The following is a 19,532-nucleotide window of genomic DNA, read 5'->3' on the forward strand; positions in this document are numbered from 1 at the left end:
TTAAGCTTCCTCTGGACTAAGATTTAAACGATAGCCCGCTCCTCGAACAGTTTCAATTGTAGATAGTACTCCATAATCCGCCAACTTTTTACGTACTCTCGTCATATTTACATTCAACGTATTCTCGTCAACAAATGACTGATCATCCCATAGTTCCTCTAGCAACTGTTCTCTTGTTACTAACTTCGGGTAATTTTTCAGCAACAATTCTAATATGGTACACTCTTTCTTTTGAAGAGGAATCTCTTCTTTAATCGTGTGCAATTCCATACGTTCCATGTAGAGCTGTAGTTTTCCAACTTTTATAACACGTTCTTCTTGTTTGGCAGCATATTCACCATACGTTCTTCTTAAATGGCTCCGTATTTTAGCTAGGACGATTTCGTAATGAAAAGGCTTCGTTATAAAATCATCTCCACCGTTTTCCAGCGCAAATATTTGATCCATTTCGCCAGATCTAGCCGAAACAAAAATAATTGGGCAAGTCGTAAGCTGACGAAGCTGACGGCACCAATAGTACCCATCATAAGATGGTAAATTCACATCCAATAACACAATATGGGGATCAAACGCAGTAAACTCCTCGATTATATGGTCAAAGTCTTCAATTGTATGTACTTCATAATGGTATTTTCGTAAAGTATCTGCAAGCAGTGCTGCAATTTTTAGATCATCTTCTACTACTAACACGCGGTGTATCGTCACTAAAATCCTCCTCCGTAACATTCATCTTACTTTATCATATCAAAAAAAGGCCTAACATACGCTAATATGTTAGACCCTGCCATAATTAATAAAAAAAACGATTTAATAAATAAGATGAACTAGTTCTTCCTTTGAAATACCACCGAAATATTTTGGTACATCAATCGTTTCTAAGGCTTCTTCAATTGCTTGCTTACTGTACGGCTTACCAGTCAATAATTTCTCGACTTCTCCCATATCACCTACACCAAAGAAGTCTCCATATACTTTCACTTCTTCTATTATTCCTTTATTCACTTCTAATCGGACGTCTACCCCACCAGTTGGGAATCGATGCGAGTGTTTCATATTAAATTTAGGTGATTTACCGAAATTCCAATCCCATTGTTGATAACGTTCTTCTGAAAGCTTATGGATATTTTCCCAATCCTCTTCTGTAAGCTCCCAATATTGAATATTTTCTTCTCCACCAAAAATGGAGGAAAGAATTTCTGAGCGGAACTGCTCAATCGTCATAGGTTCTTTCAATAGCTCAGCAATATTGGTTACACGGCTACGAACCGATTTTATACCTTTTGATTCGATTTTTTCTTTACTTACTTTTAGTGCAGATACAACTGCATCAATTTCTGTATCAAACATTAATGTGCCGTGGCTAAACATTCTACCACGAGTAGAAAACTGGGCATTCCCAGAGATTTTTTTACCTTCTGCCAATATATCATTACGACCGGATAACTCAGCGTTCACACCCATGTTCTGTAAAGCGTCTACAACTGGCTGTGTAAACTTTTTAAAGTTACGGAAGCTGTCCCCATCGTCTTTCGTTAAAAAGCTAAAGTTCAGATTTCCTAAATCATGATACACAGCCCCACCGCCTGAAAGTCTACGGACAGGGATAATCCCATTTTTCTCTACAAAATCTGTATTAATTTCTTCTACAGTATTTTGGTTTCTTCCAATAATGATCGATGGCTGATTTATGTAAAACAACAGGAAAGAGTCTTTTTCTACATCCATTGTATTCAATGCATACTCTTCAATTGCTAGATTTATACGTGGATCAGTTATACCTTTATTATCAATAAAAAACATGGTCATCGCTCCTTTACTCCTATTTTACCAAAAAACAAAACAATTTGTTGACAAAATAATCTGTGTTATATTACAATAAACAAAACTTAAACAGTTATATAACAGATGGAGGTGGAACAACTATGTTAGAAAACGTAATTGAATTTTTCCGTAACCTGCCTGAAAAAACATGCGCTACATGTGGTGAAACAATAGAAGAACAGCATGAGTGCTATGGAAATCAATGTGATAAATGCAACAACGTATAATTATAAGAACAGTAAAAGCGCTCGGCTCTCTGTTTAGAGCCAAGCGCTTTGTATTATGCTTCTGCAGTTTGTTGTGAGTGATTTTTTTTGAACATGAACAAGAAGTAGCCAAGAGTTAAGACAAGACATACTACCATAAATCCAATAAGTACACCATTGCTCGCCCATAAAGTACTCATATTACCTGTTGAAATAGCTGCTTTAAATGCTTGAACAGAATAAGTCATCGGTAATAGTTTATTGAAAACTTGTAACGGCTGTGGAATCAATTCTAATGGGAATGTTCCTGCACTTGTAGTTAATTGAAGGATTAACACAAGAATAGCCAAGAATCGACCAGCATTACTTAGAACCGAAACAAATAATTGGATCATCGCTAAGAATGTAAAGCTCGTAATAATCGTTGTTAGGATGAACATTCCAACGTTTTGTGTTTCTAATTTAAGTGCAAATAATGCGATAGCTACTGCGATTAAGGACTGAATAATTCCTACAACCCCAAGAACCGTTACTTTACTTGTAAACCATGATGCTCCATTTGTTGGCTTGATAGCTGGCTCTACGAGTGGGAATATGATAGAAATCATCAATGCCCCAACGAATAAACCAAGTGACAAGAAGTATGGAGTGAATCCAGTACCATAGTTTGGCACTGCATTTACAGATTTTGCATCTACATCTACTGGAGATGAAATCATATCGAAAGTTGCGTCATTAGCTTTTACGTCCCCAACCTCTTTGCTTGCATCTTCTAGGCTAGTTTGCAAAGTATTTGTTCCATCGACTAAAGCTTTTGTTCCATCTGCTAGTTTAGTAGAGCCACCTGCAAGTTCTCCAGATTTTTCAGCTAGCGTACCAGTTCCTTCTTGTAATTTCGTTGAACCACCAGCTAATTGATTTAGCCCGCTTACTAAGTTTGTTGAACCTGTATATGCTTGTTGGATACCAGCGTTAAATTCTTTCATTTTTGTTGCTAATGTGTTTGTCCCTGCTGCTAGACTTGAAGAACCTTCCGCTAATGCTGCAGATGATCCATTAAGTTTTGCAACGCCTTGCCCTGCTTGTGTATATCCTGCATGTAATTGTGCTGCTCCATTATGCACTTGAGCTGTTCCATTCGATAATGCAGTTGTTCCAGCTGCCAGTTTTTCCAATCCAGCAGATACAGTGGAACTACCTGATTCTAATTGTTTAAGAGTTTCTGTCAAAGCCGCTGCCTGTTCTGCTGGAAGTGCAGCCCCTATTTGCTCCATTTGAGTAGCTAACGCTTTAATACCAGTGCTTACTTGAGTAGCACCTTTTGATAATTGGTTCGCGCTATCATTCAATGTCGCGGAACTGTTTTGTAACTGAGCCAATGAAGCGACTAACGCTTTATCTTTCTCACTAAGTAATTGATAGCTTTCATTTAATTTTGCAACGCCTGCTGTATAATCGCTAATACCTTTTTTCAAAGCACCTGCACCTGTTGCTGTTTGGTTTGCACCATCTGCTAACTGAGTAGATCCATCAGTCAATTTAGAAATCCCGTCATTTAGTTGAGTTGAGCCTTTCGCAGCTGACTGTATGCCGTCTACTACTGTATTTGTTCCATCTCGAAGTTCAATTGTGCTGCTTGCTAGTTGTTCTAAATAACCTTTTAAATCGTTTGCTCCGTTATCTATTTCTGAAGCACCATCTTTTAACTGACCAGCGCCATCTGAAGCTTCCGCAAAACCATCACCTATTTTAGTGATCGAATCGAAAAGCTGCTCTGCGTAAGTAGATGTCACTTCTTTATTTACTTCTGCACGAATTCGATCCATTGCAGTCCCACCAATTTGAGATGCTAGGAAATTATATCCTTCATTTGCTTTATACGTAATGACCATTTTTTCTGGCTGTTCGTCTAATAAAGTAGTCGCATGCTGTGAGAAGTTCTCAGGAATTTCAATAAGTAAATAATAGTCCTGATCTTCTAGTCCTTGTAGTGCCTCTTTTTTCGACACAGATTTAAAATTGAATTGCTTGCTATCGATCAGCTTATCTTTTAACGTTTCTCCAAGCTTTAGCTCCAATCCTTCCATTTCCGCGCCTTCGTCTGAATTGACTATTGCTACTGGTAAATCTTCTAAGCCTGCATATGGGTCCCAAAATGCCCATAAAAACATTCCTGCATACAAAACAGGTATGAATAATATTGCGATAATAGGAATCAATAATTTGCGATTCGTCAATATCGCTTTCCACTGTGCTTTGATCATTCCATTTTCCTCCTAAAACTAATTGACTATAATGTTCATTTGGTCATTCATTAACAAAAAAATGAGTCTCAAACTAAGAGACTGCGAAAAATTGTTTCTTGAAAAAAGTTTACGATTTCTACTTCAGGTAGTGACTCGTCATGTGTCATATTCCAATCATTGATAAACGCAAGATAAGCCTTAAATAATAAATATGCTACAAGTTCACTGTTTACTTGTCTCAATTCACCTTTTGCTGCATACTTATCGATCTTCTCTTTGATGAATGTAACAATTGCCTGCTCCGTTTGATGCAGCATTTGTTTGACAGCAGGTGTTCGCCAATCTTTTTCCTCGTCCACAATTTTAGCATATAGTTGATGGGTTTCTCGAAATTCTAACATTTTCATCAACGCGGCGTGGGCGTTTTCTTGGAAAGAAGCACCTTCTTGAATTACATTCGTAGCCTCCTGCTTCATCTCGGAAATCATTCTCATGACGATTTCTTGAAAAAGCACTTCTTTGTTTTCAAAAAAAGTGTAGATAGTTCCTTTACCTACATTTGCAATTTTTGCTATTTGCTCCATCGTCGTAGCTTTATAGCCGAAAAGCGAAAAAGATCTCGTTGCAGCTTCCAAGATTTCTTTTTTTCGATCCATTTGGCAACTCTCCATTTCCAACTAAAAAATGACCAGAAAACCATTTCGGTCATCTAGTCATTATATTACTTCAACTTTTATGTGATTGCAAGTATTTTTTAATGGTGCATATTACTCATTGAATCATCGTCCTCATCTGGCATTACTTTACTTAAATCCGGATTTCCAACAGTTAGCTTTTGTTTCGGCATCGTGTGAAGTCCTCTTGCAGTCGTATGAGCAAACATATAATATACCCCATCATGATCGAATGTATAATTGGCTTCATACACTCCGTCTTTTGTTAATACACCTTCCACCATTTTTCCATCATCACGCATACCCGATTCCCATACTTCAAATTCAACCGAATCCGCATCATCTACTGCTTTTTCCCCTTGTGTCACTTTAGCAGACAAAACAACTTCCTCATTAACAGGTAATTGTTCAGCAGTTTGTATTTGAACTACTATCTCTTCGAATTTCGTCTCCCCTTGATCTATATTTGTTGCCTCTTTCGTCCCACATCCCGCTAAAGTCATTGCTGTTAATGCGACAGCTACTATCATTTTTTTCATGTGTATGAATCCTCCCAAATTGGTAATGTAATATATACAGTTGTACCTTTTCCTACAACACTTTCGAATGCAAGACTGCCCTTTTGGACGTCTACTAATTGGGAAGCTATAGATAACCCTAAGCCCGTACCCCCATCTGAGCGACTTCTCGCTTGATTTACTCGGTAAAAACGCTCTGTAATATGTAGTAGATGTTCTTGCTCCATACCACAACCTTCATCCGTAATTTGAATAATTGTATCCTTTTTCGTTGTTTTATTAGCGATTGTGATGTTTGATGAATTAGGAGAATACCTAATAGCATTTTCCAAAATATTAATAAAAATTTGTTTCGTTTTTTGCTCGTCTGCTGCCAAAATTGTTTCTTCATCTACTAATAGAGAAAACGTTATTTCTTTTTCGATGGCCATTGGTTTTACAAGCTGTAATACTTCCCGTACAGTTTCGGCTAACACGAGTGGGCTTGTTTCCACTTCTTCTAATGTCTCTGATCTAGCAACGGTGAGCAAGTCATTTGTCAGCTTCTGCATACGATTTGCTTCCCGCACGATAAGCGAATATATTTCCATCTTTTTCTCATCGGGTATAAGCTGCTGCTCAAATGCTTCTCCATATCCTTTTATATAACTGATTGGCGTACGAAGTTCATGGGAAACTACAGATAAGAAGTCCCGCTTTTTTTCATCTTCTAATTGAATAGATTCCGCCATTTGGTTAAAAGTTTGCGCCAGTTCGCCAACTTCGTCTTGAGATTCGACATCGACACGGGTGTCATATTTACCTGCAGCCATGGAAATCGACGCCTCTTTTAACTTTGCTAATGGCTTCAGTACTCTTTGCAAGCTCTTCAAACTAATATACGCCAAGCAAACTAACAAAATAGAAACGATGAGTATTAAAAAGAGAACTTCCTTTGATGCCAATTCTGTTATTTTCGTTAAAGGGACATATAAGTAAATAATTCCTTCTAATCGATTCTCATCAACAAGTGGATATATAACAGATACCACTTCTCGTTCAAATCGTTTTTCATATCCACGCTTCGTTACAGCATTTCCGTTAACCAATTGCGCCCTTTCCTCTGCACCTATTAACGTGTCATAGTCAATATCAAAAGGCAGGCAGGCACTCAATTCTCTCGGATTTCGAACTGTAAATACTTCTACGTCTGAAAATCGATTATAATCCTCTGTTTGTTCAATAAAAGCATTCGTGACGGGCCCGCCTTTATATGTACGCTGCAGGCTTTCTGCTACTTCCTTCATAGAGGTTTCCGTATGTTGCACATATAGCTCTTCATACAAAAAGTTTGTAAATACGACTAAAAAAACAATGGTAGTTACAATAAAAACGAGAAGCAGCATCCAAATTTTTACGGATAGCTTTTTCATTCCTGTACCTCAAAACGATAGCCGATGCCCCATACCGTTTCTATATATTTAGCTGCAACACTTCCAAGCTTTAAACGAAGCGTTTTAATATGTGTATCTACTGTCCGTGTTCCACCCTCGTAATCTAAGCCCCAAATCCTTTCTAGTAACTGCTCTCTAGAAAAGACTTTTCCTTCATTGTCCATAAATAAATGGAGCAATTCATATTCTTTGAGTGTAAGATTAATTTTTTTATCTCCATTTAACATCTGTCTTGCACCGGGATCATTTACTAATACACCTTTTATAATCTTGCCATCTTTAACTTCGGTTCCCGTTCTTCTTAAAATGGCGTTAATTCTAGCTGTCAGTTCTATCGCAGTAAAAGGCTTAACGATATAATCGTCGCCACCGAGCATAAGCCCTTTCACTAAATCCGTTTTAGCATCTAATGCAGTTAGAAAAATGATCGGTATGGATGTAAATTCCCTAAGCTTCTTACATACTTCAAATCCATCTTTCTCTGGCATCATTACGTCGAGAAGTATTAAATCTACAGAAGAAAATAAAACAATTTTAGTCGCATCGTCACCGTTCTCAGCATGTAACACATCGAAGCCGCTTTTTCGCAAATGCAATTCAATTAGCCCTCGCATATCTTGTTCATCATCTACTACTAATATAGTTGTCATTTGCCTGCCTCCCTTACGACTAACTGAAATGGACCTTTCCCTACATGTACCTTATTCATTATTTTTCCTGATTGGATAAAGTATATATAATGATCGTCATAGCCCGCCAATACAATACTTTCTCCAAATGTTGCAATAGAAAACGGATTAGCTCCTGCTTTAAGTGAGGAAAGTACCTCCCCTGTTTCCGAAATTTCATAAACAGTACTGCTTCCATGGCTCACCGCAAAAATATGCCCATTTGAACCCTTCGTCATATTAATCGGCATCATCGGCGCTTCCACTTCACCGAGTAATTTTCCTGTTTCTAAACTATATCTTTCAATAACTCGATTCGGTTTACTTCCAGCACCATGGCCACCAAGCCAAAGTTCATTTTTATTTATTAATAATCCATGCGAAGAATTAGGAATTTCCCATTCCGCTTGTTCTTCTAACCCTAATGAAAAGATTGAAAGTATTTCATCCTTAAAGTTTACTACGTATAAATTATCATTAGCTACAACCATGGACATTGGATAATTGCCAGCAGCCGCTTCTTTAAGTAGATGTCCCTCTTTGTTAAAAAGAGAAACTGTATTTTCCTTTCCATTTGCAATATAGATGTTTTCATTATAAGCGTAGGCAAAGGTTGCTCCTTCTTGTACGTCAAAAGTAGCCATCTGTTTGCCAGTCGACAACTGCAACAGGACAGCTTCCTTCAATGTAAATCCATATAGTAATATCAAATCATCCGAAACCAACGTAAACCCTGTATACGCGGCATCCAACTGCCATGTCTCAAATACTTCCTGCTTAGGAGATATGAAATCAATCGTTCCTTCCACAGTATTTAAGCTTGCTACAAAATCAACCGACGGATCAATTGATGGTAACGAAGGCTGTGCACATGCACTTAGTAAAAGCATGACTAACAGTATGCTTAGTTTTCTCACCAATTCACCCCCTACCATCATTTTACCGAAAAAGTGTGAAAAAAGTTTGAAATGTAAAGTATTCGCATATCGTAATGGAATGTGCATTTTTTAGTGGAAGTTTTATCCTTTTACAACTAAACCATTCAGCATAGCAACTAAACAATTTTTTTCGGAAAGAAAGCTCACAAAGTCTGTTGAATATGCCTTTTTGAATGGAAGTTTTATCCTTTTACAACTAAACGACTCAGAATTACAACTAAACCCGCTAATTTTACAACTAACCTTCTCTTTTTTACAACTAACCGATTTTTTTCGTGAAAAAGCTCCAAAAGTCTAGAAACATGACTTGTTTTTAGTGGAAATTTTATCCTTTTACAACTAAACGCTTCATTATTACAACTAAACCTGCCATTTTTACAACTAAACTCACCATTTTTACAATTAAAAAATCTTTTCGTGAAAAAAAGCTCAAAAAGTCTGGGAATATGCCTTATTTGAGTGGGAATTTTATCCTTTTACAACTAAACGCTTCATTATTACAACTAAACCTGGCAATTTTACAACTAAACTCATCTTTTTTACAACTAAACAATCTTCCCGTGAAAAAAGCTCAAAGTGTCTGGGAATATGCCTTATTTGAGTGGAAATTTTATCCTTTTACAACTAAACGCTTCATTATTACAACTAAACCTGCCATTTTTACAACTAAACTCACCATTTTTACAATTAAAAAATCTTTTCGTGAAAAAAAGCTCAAAAAGTCTGGGAATATGCCTTATTTGAGTGGGAATTTTATCCTTTTACAACTAAACGCTTCATTATTACAACTAAACCTGGCAATTTTACAACTAAACTCATCTTTTTTACAATTAAAAAATTTTTTCGTGAAAAAAGCTCAAAAAGTCTAAGAGCATGACTTTCTGAGCTATCGTTTCACTACTCATTTCATATGAAGCTGTTTTAATACGACATCTGCCATCGCATCGATGAATTGAGGTTGATCGTTTGGCATTGCTGGGCGTACGTATGTCGCTCCGATATCTTCACATACTACTTTACACTCATAGTCATTATCGTAGAGAACTTCTAAGTGCTCTGCTACAAATCCAACTGGTGTATAGACGAATGTTGTATATCCTTTTTCTTCGTGTAATTCACGTGTTAAGTCTTGTACATCTGGCCCAATCCAAGGTTCTGGAGTTTGTCCAGCACTTTGCCAGCCGACTGCGTAATTTTTCACGCCAGCAGCTTTGGCGATTAGGTCTGCCGTCTCATTTAATTGGTCTGCATACGGATCGCCCATTGCAAGAATTTTTTCTGGAAGGGAGTGAGCAGAAACGATTAAGCATGCTTTTTCGCGTTGTTCTTCAGACATTGCAGCAAATGCCTCGCTTACTTTTTCATTCCAGTATTGAATGAATTTTGGCTCGTTATACCAGCTTTCAACAGAAGTAATTTTCAAATTACCAAGTTTTTCTGCTTCTTCTTGAATACGGCCATTATATGATTTTACAGAGAATGTTGAAAAATGAGGTGCCAATACGATAGAAACTGCTTCCGTAATGCCATCTTTGTGCATTTGTGCTACTGCATCCTCTAAGAAAGGCTCAATATGCTTTAATCCAATATACACTTTAAATTCTATCTCATCTTGAACTTCATTCAGACGCGCGCCAAGACCTTTTGCTTGGTTTTCTGTAATTTTAGCAAGGGGAGAAATTCCTCCGATTGCTTTGTAACGACCAGTTAAGTCCGCTAATTGCTCATCGCTTGGTTTACGACCGTGACGAATATGTGTGTAGTATCGTTCGATGTCTGCTTCTTCGTAGGGAGTTCCATATGCCATTACTAATAATCCCATTGTTTTTTTCATAATAGTCACCTCAAAAAAGTTTAGTTAGATTTTTTTGCTACAATAAGTTCTCTACTATAATCATGTACTAATGTTGTTAAACGTTTTAAAGTATCTGGATTAACTTCAGGGAATACTCCGTGTCCAATATTGAAAATATGTCCCGGTTGCGCTATTCCTTGCTCCACAATTAGTTTTGCGCGTTTTTCAATTTCCGCCCAATCACCTATTAAGAAAGAAGGGTCTAAATTTCCTTGAAGCGTTTTCGTAAGCCCTTTTGCACGTGCTTCTTCGATAGATAAACGCCAATCGAGACCAACTACATCAACAGGTAGATCATGCCACTCCATTGCTAGATGGCTTGCCCCTACACCAAATGTAATAAGGGGTACACCTAGTTCGCGAAGCTCCGTGAAAATACGCGTCATGACAGGTTTAATATAAATACGATAATCCGCTACGTTTAAAGCCCCAACCCATGAGTCGAAAATTTGAATTGCTTTCGCTCCTGCTTTTACTTGTGCTTTTATATAAACGACAATCATATCCGCAAGTTTGTCCATTAAAGCAAACCATGCCTGTGGTTCAGAAATCATAAATGCTTTCGTTTTGTTATAGCTCTTAGAAGGACCGCCTTCAATCATATAGCTCGCTAACGTAAATGGAGCACCAGCAAATCCAATTAACGGAACATTCAACTGTTCAGTTGTTAACAATTTAATCGTTTCTAATACAAAAGGTACGTCATCTTCTGGTGATAAATCACCAAGATTGGTCACATCTTGCACAGTACGAATTGGATTCGAAATGACTGGACCAACACCAGCTTTTATTTTCACGTCTACACCGATTCCTGGAAGCGGAGTTACAATATCTTTATATAAAATTGCAGCGTCTACATTATAATTTTCCACTGGTAAACGAGTTACATATGCACATAATTCAGGTTCATGTGTAATTTGTTCTAACGAGTACTTTTCTTTTATTTTTCTATATTCTGGCTGTGATCTTCCCGCTTGCCTCATGTACCAAACTGGTGTGTGTTCCACTTGTTCTCCACGTGCCGCACGAAGCAGTGTATCATTAAAAGTAGTCATTCAAAGTTCCTGCCTTTCTATTATCTACGATCGTTTTTCTCATATACGTATCCACTATAGTCGTTCCCTTTCCTATTGTATACGTATATAGTGTAATTGTCATAAATTTGTCCTGTTTTCACTATATTAAATACGAACAAAGGGTTTCTAAAGTTGTATTTTTGGGAAAAGTACTAGCAATAAACAAAATGAGGAGGTACTCGAATGAATTTATATATCACTTCAGGAACACCTGAATTTATGGAGTCCATAAAAAAGAAACATGATAAGGAAAAGTTATATGTGTTGCATGGTGTAGGAAACTCGGTTCTAATCCATGAAACTAGCGGAAAAACGGTGTTTCAAGCACCTAGAAAATATGAAATACTAGAAACTTCAGGTCAGTTTGCAGAAAAAGGTTACTTTGTCCTACAACATGTTCCCGTATCAGAAGAAGGTAAACCAATTTTTGAATATGGATATACAAAACTGTCCCCTACTGTTGAACAAGAACCAGGATTTATCGCGCTCCGTGTACTGAAACCAATCAATTCAGATACATACATTATTTTAAGTGAATGGTCTGGACCTAACAGCTATGATGTATGGGCGAAATCCCATCCAATGAACTTTGACGAGATTGCTGACAAACAACACTTTTTCACCAGTGCTCCTTATGTTTCTACTTATTCATCCGTTCAAGAAGATTAAATTAATTATGTATGTGTTTTCGTTTGCACCGCAATTGCGGTGCTTTTTATATGTTAAAAATAAACAGCTCAGTTCCATGAACTGAGCCTCTTAGTCGAAAAGATATTATTACTTTTTAATACTATAATGTAATTCTACAAATTGATTGAATACCCTCGTGCCTTTTAAATGTAAATCTAACTGATAATCTCCCTCTTTAAATAATGGAATTCCTTTTCCTATTATTGTCGGAGCAACTGTTACAATAATTTCATCTACTAATTTTTCTTTTATAAAGGATTGCAGCAATTCTCCTCCACCAACGATCCAAATGTCTTTTCCTTCTTGATTTTTCAAGTTATTCGTTATGCTGACTATATTTCCATTAATAAATTTGACGTCTTCCGTGTGCTCAATAGTAGACCTTGTAAAAACAAAGCATTCTTTATTTTTATATGGAAATTCTCCCGTTTCGTGTTTCATGATCCAATCATACGTTTTTTTGCCCATTAGCACCGTATCAATCGTATTATAAAACTGTGAATATCCATTATCGCCTTCACCTTCCACATTAAATAACCATTCTAATGATTCATCTTTCGTGGCAATGTATCCGTCTAAACTTGTAGCAATGAATAGTACCAAATTGCGTTTTTTCATTTAGCTCTCCTTTACAACGAAATAGAATATACGTCCCTATGCAATCTAACATATCTCAACTTAACTTATCACATACAAAAAAATGAGCCCTTGTTGTCTTCTGATTATAAGTTAAAGTACTTTAAAAACGCCTTAATCTTCAATTCATTCGGTATGTCCTTCCTCGTAGATTGGATTAAATCGAAGTTGGAATTATTTTCGATTTCTATTCTCAATGCTTTTTTCAAGGGATATGCCATTCTGAACTTACAATACGTCCCACGGCCTGGTGAACCTTTTAATAATTCATTAGAGTAGTAGAGAATATGTTGATACATAATAGGAAAACTTCTCTTAATGGTGTCACCATTCTCTAAAAAAGAGTGAAGATACATTTCTAGTTCTGGTTGTTTGTTGTAAATAGAAAAATTATATCCTGTTTCTTAGCAACCGAATATCGTTGTGCATCTATTTTTGGATGATTAAAATATTCATAATAAGGTAACTTTACAAATTCATAAACCTTCCAAATACTAATCACTTCGAAAAACCTTTAATTTCTTTCTGATGATATCAATCGTTTGTTGATCCACTTACTTCTGCTTCAATAGACCACCCAACTTATTTTAATACCCTCTTTTCTCTTGCTTCCTTTAGCCACATCGGAAATTCATTGAGCAATTGGTTATATAAGTCTTCGTCGGACACCTTATCTATTTCAGGGATGTGAAAGAAATTGGCATTGTCAATAAAACGTCCTTCCATTACATCTAACCTTTTTAATACATCAAAATTCGAATTCCCAACTCCTACGAACTGCCAAAAAATCGGTTTATCCGATGAATGCACTATCGGTTTCTTGATGCCTGGCTTACACCCTCCATCATTGATAAATACAAGAAATACTGGATCGTTACTTGAATCTTCTCGGATATATTTCTGAATGACGTCCTCCATTACTCTCGGCTCATCGTTCCTGCCAAATTTATGAACTGATTCATTGTTTAAGATATATTGTTCAACATAGCCCTCAAAGTTTTTTTCTGTTGCTTCTGGAAGACGTGAAAATTCATTGTCATACACCCAAACGTCTAACGCCCCATCATCATCAAACTGACTTGCTACTGCCAAAACCCGTTCTACGACTTTTTGCACTTCCCCACTTTTGTATAAGCTTCTCATTGAACCTGAAATATCTAAAACCAAGCCAACTCTCGACTTCTCATTCGTTAACCTCTTCTTCTCTAAAATAATGCCTACTTTCTCTTTTCTTAGTGATATGGACAATATAATCTCCCCTTTATTAATTTCTGAATATTATAACTCTTATATTATTTTTAGTTTATCATATTGTGACACTACTGAACATTACTCGGGGATCAATATAACATATTAAATTTATGTAAATATAGCTATCTAAGTCCGTTATCGTGGTAACATATTAGTTTAGCGAAGGCTCTTGTTTTTATATGGTATTAGAAGGAAAGGAGATTATCTTGAAAACAAATAAAACTGACATTAGGGCATTGGTTGAAATCCTCCTCGTTTCTACAAAGCTTGGCTTTACCTCATTTGGTGGTCCAGTTGCTCATTTAGGCTACTTTCACAATGAGTATATTCGTAGGCGAAAATGGATGGACGAAAAAAGCTATGCGGATTTAGTCGCACTCTGCCAATTTCTCCCTGGACCGGCAAGCAGTCAAGTTGGAATAGGAATTGGGGTTATGCGAGCAGGGGTACTTGGAGGAATTGTCTCGTTTATCGGTTTTACACTTCCTTCTGTTATTGTGCTTATCCTTTTTGCACTAATGCTCCAAGGAATAGATGCAACTAATGCCGGATGGATACATGGACTGAAAATAGTGGCTGTGGCAGTTGTTGCACATGCCATTATGGGCATGGCACAAAAACTGACCCCTGATTTAAAAAGAAAGGCAATAGCTTTGTTTGCTTTAATAGGCACGCTTGTGTGGCAAACAGCATTCACACAGGTTAGTATCATTATAGTTTCTGCAATTCTTGGCTTCATTCTTTATAATCAACATACAGAAAAAGAGAAAACAAACATATATTTTCCAATTTCCCGGAGTTTTGCGGTACTATGTTTATCCCTATTTTTTGGATTACTTATTATTCTACCCATCTTAAGAGATATGACCTCTATAGGCTGGATTGCCATGTTTGACAGCTTTTATCGTTCAGGTTCGTTAGTTTTTGGCGGTGGTCATGTCGTTTTACCTTTACTGGAACGTGAATTTGTACCAACTGGCTGGTTAAGCGAAGAAGCTTTCTTGGCAGGTTACGGTGCTACACAAGCTGTACCTGGCCCGTTATTTACGTTTGCCGCTTATCTGGGAGCAGTGATGAATGGATGGCAAGGAGGGTTATTGGCAAGTGTAGCGATTTTCTTGCCTGCGTTTCTGCTTATTTTGGGGACATTACCCTTTTGGAATAGCTTACGTCAAAATCCAAAGATTCAAGGAGCGTTAATGGGAGTGAATGCAGCAGTAATTGGAATATTGATTTCCTCCTTTTACAATCCGATTTGGACTAGTTCTATTCTTGCCCCCATCGACTTTGCATTTGCTGCAATACTTTTTAGTATGTTGGTATATTGGAAACTTCCCCCTTGGATTGTTGTATTAACTGGTGCAATTGGTGGATCATTAATAACTATAATCTAATAAGTTCTCTTTTTTGTTATAATAAGAAAAAGATGAATAGATGCTAAAGTTAATGACTAAAAAAGTTGACTGAAAAGTTAGATAACATATTTGAAGATATGATCGCAATCCGTCGTTATTTACATATGCATCCTGAAATATCATTTAAAGAAACAAAAACGGCTCAATATATTCAAAACTTTTATATAAATTTAGTAATACCTTTTCAAGCGAATGTTGTTGGGAATGGTGTGGTTGCCAGTGTAAAAGGTGCATTGCCTGGAAAAACTGTTGCATTGCGTGCCAATTTTGATGCACTTCCTATACAAGATGAGAAAACCATCCAAATTGCTAACTAAAATAGCCAATTACTCAAAGCTGACTGTAAAGTAATTCAATTTTATAAATTTGGTTGCTCTCGAGGATGAATTGGTTGCTTTCCGGGATAATCTAGTTGCTCTCGTCGTCGAACTGGTTGCTCTCCATAACAATTCTGTTGCGCTAAGCCATTTTTTGGATACGATTAAGGGAAAAGCATTAGCCGAAGACTCGCTAGCTGTGTGAGGAGGCCAAGGAAATAACAAAAAGGCTGTCGGCATATCGACTGCCTTTCTTTAATTCTTACCCATTCGAAGTGTCAGTTCAGACACAATGTATACAGCAACTGGAATTAGCATTGTGAGCAGTGTATATTCCCCTTGAACTAAAACTACTATAAGCACAAACACTGCTTGTACAAATTGGATGAGACGCATTAATTTATGAACCGCTCGTTTTCTCGTATCCCGGTCAATCGGAAATAGCTGCTCCAACCGGTCCAACATGCAAAATTCCATTCAATTTAATTCGCTAATTTCATTTTATTAATCTTTTTTCCATCAGTTCTGCCATTTGCTTCGAATTTGGATTTCCCTCATTTTGTAGATTATCAACTATATTCATATAATCCGTTTCATTTCGGTTCTGACTTAATTTATATGCAGCTTGAATTTCACTCACCTTAATCTTAAATCCAACTATACCTTTAAGTTCACTTTCTAATAGATGGGAAGAAAGAGTTTCCCATAATACTGGATTTTCACGATGCTGTTCATACTTTTGCAACGTCATTGTAAGCTCTTGTTTCAGCTCTTCTTCAGTCAAAATGCTAGCAATACCATACATATGTACAGCTTGATAATTCCATGTTGGAACATTTTCATGACCGTACCAAGAAGATGAAATGTACGCATGTGGACCTTGAAACATAGCGAGTACATGCTCATTTGTTTCGAATGTTCTCCACTGTGGGTTTCCATAAGCCATATGCCCAGTTATATAGTAATCCTCGTCTTTTTTTCTTAATTCTAAAGGTAAGTGAGTAGCGATTGGTTTACCTTTTTTCGTCGTCACAATCGTTCCAAATGAGTTCTGTTTAACAAATTCACTAATTTCATTTGCATCTGTGATTTTAAAATATTTTGGAATATACATAGTAACCCGCCTTTTTAATAAAATTATATGAATGTTTTTGTCATAATAAAATCTATTTGTTCTTCATCACCCATATAAAAAGAGTGGGCTCCCGTTTGAACAAATCCCATTTTTTTATAAAAAGCAATAGCATTTTCATTTTTTTCCCATACGCCTAACCAAATCTTCTTTTTATTGCACTCTGTTGCAATTTCAATCGCTTTATTTAGCAAATCTTTTCCTAGTCCATGTTTTTGAAATTTATTCTTTATATAAATCCTCTCAATTTCAAGTGATTCCTCTCCCATGTCTTCAGACTGGGAGTCTTTGGTATTTACTTTCAAATATCCAGCAACTTCCTTATTAACATAAACAAAAAAGAATTGCGACGAACTATTGGCTAATTCTTTTTCCACTTGTTTCACATTAAATGCTTTATCCAAGTAGGCAAGCATATTTTCGGCCGAATTCTGATCCTTAAATGTCTCATTAAATGTTTCATAACTAATTTCTTGAAGTTCGTATAAATCCTCATGAGTACACTTTTTTATAGTAGTGGTCATTTATATATCTCCTTTTATAATCGATAATTTCTTTTGTTTCCCTTTTTTACGAATTCCCAGTCTTTTTCTATATTACCTCTTACTTTTTGGAGTAGATTGAAAATGGTTTCTACTTCTCTTTCGGTAAATCCCTCTAATGCGACGATATTGGAATAATCATTTTCTCTTTTTATAAAAGGATAAACGTTTTTCCCTTTCTCTGTTGGAAATAGTTTTTTAATTTTTTTATTATGCGTATCTTCCTTTTTTTCAATAAACCCATTCATTTCAAGCTTTTTTATAGAACGAGAAGCTGTTGTTCGATCTACTTTTATCATCTCAGCTAACTTTTCTTGAATTATTCCTGGGCATTCACAAATTCGCACAAGATACAAATACTGCCCTTTTGTAAGGTCAAATTCTTTAAACTCTATATTACTTATAGAATCTAATGCCCTTGCTATCATGCCAATTTCACGAAGAATTTCTTTCATTATTTACTCCTTAGTTTTGATTTTTTATTGTAAATGCAACAAAAAGTACATATTAAATTTAACATAAATTTGTTGTATTTGCAACAAAAATAAAATGTGTTAAAAGAACCACAATCCAGTGATTTTTCACAAAATCAGCTGGATATTGTCTATTTCTACACGTCAAATGCCAAACTATTAATCTTCCACTCATTGTTATACATTTTAAAGGTTAAATACAGGAATGTTGGAGGACTTTCAGGCTCCCCGTTTGAATCTAGATAAAATTCCCTTATAGCTATATTAAATGTCTCCGTTTCACCGTCATACTCATAACCTTGGATTACCCAATCAACGAACTTGCGCTTGGCTTCCTTATTAAACAAATTCCATTCATACCCGTCAGAGTTGTTCATACTTGCGTTTAATTTGCCTTCTTTTTCTATAAGAACGATGTCTTCTGAGATTAGTTGGTGGAGTTTATCCTTATCTCCTATTGTATGAGCTTCAACAAACTCCCTAGAAATGTTACTTACAAATACGAAATGTTCTTTTTCCATATTAAAATCCTCAATCTGTACATTCAATTGCTCTATATGTTGATTTAACTCATCAACCTTTTGCTCTTTTTCTTTTAGTTGATCAACAAGTTTTAGATTCTTTTCTTCAAGCTGTACTTCATACCCATTAAACGATTCATCTTCCGAACAAGCAGCTAAAAGTACACATCCGCCGATGAATAGCAATAATTTCTTCACTTACATTCCCCCACTTCCTAATATGATGAAATATTTATCTGTTTTTAATCGTAATCTCCGAGGTATCTAAACCTAAACTTTTCTGTAACTCTTCTGTAACAGAAAATGAAATAGTATCCCCTTTTTCCACATCAAATTTGTGATGTATCCCCGTAACAATTGTTCCATCAGTATTATATGTTTCAGAAGGATTAGAGGTAAATTTTATATGCTCATAGTAATTCCCACTGATTCTACCTTGCATAAAAATATCAGCTGGTAAAACAGCATAAGCAGGTTGTCTTTCAATCACAGAAATTTCAATTGTATTTTTCTGTACTTCTACTATACCGTCGCTTGGAACAGGTGATCCATTCACTTCTAACTCATAATCCCATAACTTTTTGGCTAAATCTTTTAATTGTGCGTTACTATAGTCAGCTATAAGTTCTTCAATCATTTGATTATAAAAATTCGCTTCCTCTTTCGTATAAGTTAAATCCGTTTTTATATTCTGCACTGTATCTTGGAGTTCCTTATTCTTCTGTTCTAATTCTTTGATATGAGTATCTTTATCTTCTATAAGTTGTTTCAAAGTATCTTTTTCATCCATTTTGGCACTGTTTTCCACTGTGCTTTTATCTATGCAACCAGATAAGAAAACAATAATACTTAATGCCGTTAATATTAAAGTTCCTTTTATCTGCACTTAAATCCCCCTAAATATTTCCTTTTATCTATTTTTCCAATTGACTCCTTATTGAAAGTAAGCCATTATTCATTTCTAAAATCATAGGATTCATCATTAGCAATTTCTACACCATTCACAACAATCGCTCTATTATTTTTCCTTCAAACTTCTTTAACACTTATTAGCTTCCCCATTTTATTTATCGACTCCCTAAAGTTATTCAAAACAAATATTACCCCTATTTGAGGACGT

23 protein-coding genes are annotated in these 19,532 nt (G+C 36.1%); 5 read left to right on the top strand and 18 right to left on the bottom strand.

The features are described 5' to 3' along the window. Positions 1-726, bottom strand: coding sequence for a response regulator transcription factor (locus FS486_RS14155; RefSeq protein ID WP_395940858.1), 726 nt, complete (start codon positions 724-726; stop codon positions 1-3). An 81-nt stretch (positions 727-807) separates the two neighbouring features. Beyond that, positions 808-1,800, bottom strand: coding sequence for a lipoate--protein ligase (lplA, locus tag FS486_RS14160; RefSeq protein ID WP_144512276.1), 993 nt, complete (start codon positions 1,798-1,800; stop codon positions 808-810). Between the two features lie 122 nt (positions 1,801-1,922). Here lplA and yhfH point away from each other — a divergent pair, with 122 nt between their 5' ends. Then, positions 1,923-2,048, top strand: coding sequence for a protein YhfH (yhfH, locus tag FS486_RS14165; protein WP_144512208.1), 126 nt, complete (start codon positions 1,923-1,925; stop codon positions 2,046-2,048). A 53-nt stretch (positions 2,049-2,101) separates the two neighbouring features. Here the strand turns inward: yhfH and FS486_RS14170 are convergent, their stop codons facing one another. From FS486_RS14170 to FS486_RS14195, 6 genes are all read right to left on the bottom strand, one after another. Continuing rightward, positions 2,102-4,291 carry a YhgE/Pip domain-containing protein gene (locus FS486_RS14170; protein ID WP_144512209.1) on the bottom strand — a complete coding sequence of 730 codons (2,190 nt, stop codon included), beginning with the start codon at positions 4,289-4,291 and terminating at the stop codon, positions 2,102-2,104. A gap of 68 nt (positions 4,292-4,359) precedes the next feature. Beyond that, positions 4,360-4,929 carry a TetR/AcrR family transcriptional regulator gene (locus FS486_RS14175; protein ID WP_144512210.1) on the bottom strand — a complete coding sequence of 190 codons (570 nt, stop codon included), beginning with the start codon at positions 4,927-4,929 and terminating at the stop codon, positions 4,360-4,362. 98 nt (positions 4,930-5,027) lie between these two features. Beyond that, positions 5,028-5,486, bottom strand: a complete 459-nt coding sequence (locus FS486_RS14180) for a FixH family protein (protein WP_144512211.1) — start codon at positions 5,484-5,486, stop codon at positions 5,028-5,030. Beyond that, positions 5,483-6,877: a sensor histidine kinase gene (locus tag FS486_RS14185; RefSeq protein WP_144512212.1), complete on the bottom strand. Its 1,395-nt coding sequence runs from the start codon at positions 6,875-6,877 to the stop codon at positions 5,483-5,485. The genes FS486_RS14180 and FS486_RS14185 overlap by 4 nt, the downstream gene beginning before the upstream one ends. Continuing rightward, complete coding sequence (locus FS486_RS14190; protein WP_144512213.1) at positions 6,874-7,548, bottom strand: response regulator transcription factor; 675 nt, start codon at positions 7,546-7,548, stop codon at positions 6,874-6,876. The genes FS486_RS14185 and FS486_RS14190 overlap by 4 nt, the downstream gene beginning before the upstream one ends. After that, on the bottom strand, positions 7,545-8,483 hold the full coding sequence (locus FS486_RS14195; RefSeq protein WP_144512214.1) for a YncE family protein: 939 nt from the start codon (positions 8,481-8,483) through the stop codon (positions 7,545-7,547). Before FS486_RS14195 ends, FS486_RS14190 begins: the two co-directional genes overlap by 4 nt. 476 nt (positions 8,484-8,959) lie before the next feature. Here FS486_RS14195 and FS486_RS14200 point away from each other — a divergent pair, with 476 nt between their 5' ends. Then, a complete protein-coding gene (locus tag FS486_RS14200; protein WP_144512215.1) occupies positions 8,960-9,373 on the top strand; it encodes a hypothetical protein in 414 nt (137 codons plus the stop codon). A gap of 32 nt (positions 9,374-9,405) precedes the next feature. Here the strand turns inward: FS486_RS14200 and hemH are convergent, their stop codons facing one another. Next, positions 9,406-10,341: a ferrochelatase gene (gene hemH / locus FS486_RS14205; protein WP_144512277.1), complete on the bottom strand. Its 936-nt coding sequence runs from the start codon at positions 10,339-10,341 to the stop codon at positions 9,406-9,408. A gap of 17 nt (positions 10,342-10,358) precedes the next feature. Further along, the gene (gene hemE / locus FS486_RS14210) at positions 10,359-11,414 is read right to left on the bottom strand and encodes a uroporphyrinogen decarboxylase (protein ID WP_144512216.1); all 1,056 of its coding nucleotides are present in this window, start codon (positions 11,412-11,414) and stop codon (positions 10,359-10,361) included. A 204-nt stretch (positions 11,415-11,618) separates the two neighbouring features. Between hemE and FS486_RS14215 the strand changes: the two genes are divergently transcribed. Then, positions 11,619-12,104, top strand: coding sequence for an antibiotic biosynthesis monooxygenase family protein (locus FS486_RS14215; protein ID WP_144512217.1), 486 nt, complete (start codon positions 11,619-11,621; stop codon positions 12,102-12,104). A gap of 108 nt (positions 12,105-12,212) precedes the next feature. On the opposite strand, the gene FS486_RS14220 is transcribed toward FS486_RS14215, so the two are convergent. After that, a complete protein-coding gene (locus tag FS486_RS14220) occupies positions 12,213-12,743 on the bottom strand; it encodes a dihydrofolate reductase family protein (protein WP_144512218.1) in 531 nt (176 codons plus the stop codon). Between the two features lie 600 nt (positions 12,744-13,343). After that, positions 13,344-14,012, bottom strand: coding sequence for a vWA domain-containing protein (locus FS486_RS14225; protein ID WP_144512219.1), 669 nt, complete (start codon positions 14,010-14,012; stop codon positions 13,344-13,346). A gap of 206 nt (positions 14,013-14,218) precedes the next feature. Here FS486_RS14225 and FS486_RS14230 point away from each other — a divergent pair, with 206 nt between their 5' ends. Both FS486_RS14230 and FS486_RS14235 read left to right on the top strand, forming a co-directional pair. Further along, positions 14,219-15,406 carry a chromate transporter gene (locus FS486_RS14230; RefSeq protein ID WP_395940859.1) on the top strand — a complete coding sequence of 396 codons (1,188 nt, stop codon included), beginning with the start codon at positions 14,219-14,221 and terminating at the stop codon, positions 15,404-15,406. Positions 15,407-15,471: 65 nt separating this feature from the next. Next, positions 15,472-15,744, top strand: coding sequence for a zinc-binding metallopeptidase family protein (locus FS486_RS14235; protein ID WP_313957003.1), 273 nt, complete (start codon positions 15,472-15,474; stop codon positions 15,742-15,744). Between the two features lie 255 nt (positions 15,745-15,999). Here FS486_RS14235 and FS486_RS14240 read toward each other — a convergent pair whose 3' ends face one another. The 6 genes from FS486_RS14240 to FS486_RS14265 all read right to left on the bottom strand — a co-directional run bounded on the left by FS486_RS14240 (position 16,000) and on the right by FS486_RS14265 (position 19,298). Continuing rightward, a complete protein-coding gene (locus FS486_RS14240; RefSeq protein WP_144512220.1) occupies positions 16,000-16,209 on the bottom strand; it encodes a hypothetical protein in 210 nt (69 codons plus the stop codon). Positions 16,210-16,240: 31 nt separating this feature from the next. Continuing rightward, positions 16,241-16,858: an FMN-binding negative transcriptional regulator gene (locus FS486_RS14245; protein ID WP_144512221.1), complete on the bottom strand. Its 618-nt coding sequence runs from the start codon at positions 16,856-16,858 to the stop codon at positions 16,241-16,243. 23 nt (positions 16,859-16,881) lie between these two features. After that, positions 16,882-17,400 carry a spermidine/spermine N(1)-acetyltransferase gene (gene paiA / locus FS486_RS14250; protein WP_144512222.1) on the bottom strand — a complete coding sequence of 173 codons (519 nt, stop codon included), beginning with the start codon at positions 17,398-17,400 and terminating at the stop codon, positions 16,882-16,884. Between the two features lie 14 nt (positions 17,401-17,414). Continuing rightward, positions 17,415-17,873: a MarR family winged helix-turn-helix transcriptional regulator gene (locus tag FS486_RS14255; RefSeq protein ID WP_144512223.1), complete on the bottom strand. Its 459-nt coding sequence runs from the start codon at positions 17,871-17,873 to the stop codon at positions 17,415-17,417. A gap of 155 nt (positions 17,874-18,028) precedes the next feature. Then, a complete protein-coding gene (locus FS486_RS14260; RefSeq protein ID WP_144512224.1) occupies positions 18,029-18,610 on the bottom strand; it encodes a hypothetical protein in 582 nt (193 codons plus the stop codon). Between the two features lie 34 nt (positions 18,611-18,644). Next, positions 18,645-19,298: a hypothetical protein gene (locus FS486_RS14265; RefSeq protein WP_144512225.1), complete on the bottom strand. Its 654-nt coding sequence runs from the start codon at positions 19,296-19,298 to the stop codon at positions 18,645-18,647. Positions 19,299-19,532: the final 234 nt, after the last annotated feature.

The sequence above is a fragment of the Bacillus sp. FJAT-22090 genome (assembly GCF_007676755.1).
Lineage (GTDB): Bacteria > Bacillota > Bacilli > Bacillales_A > Planococcaceae > Psychrobacillus.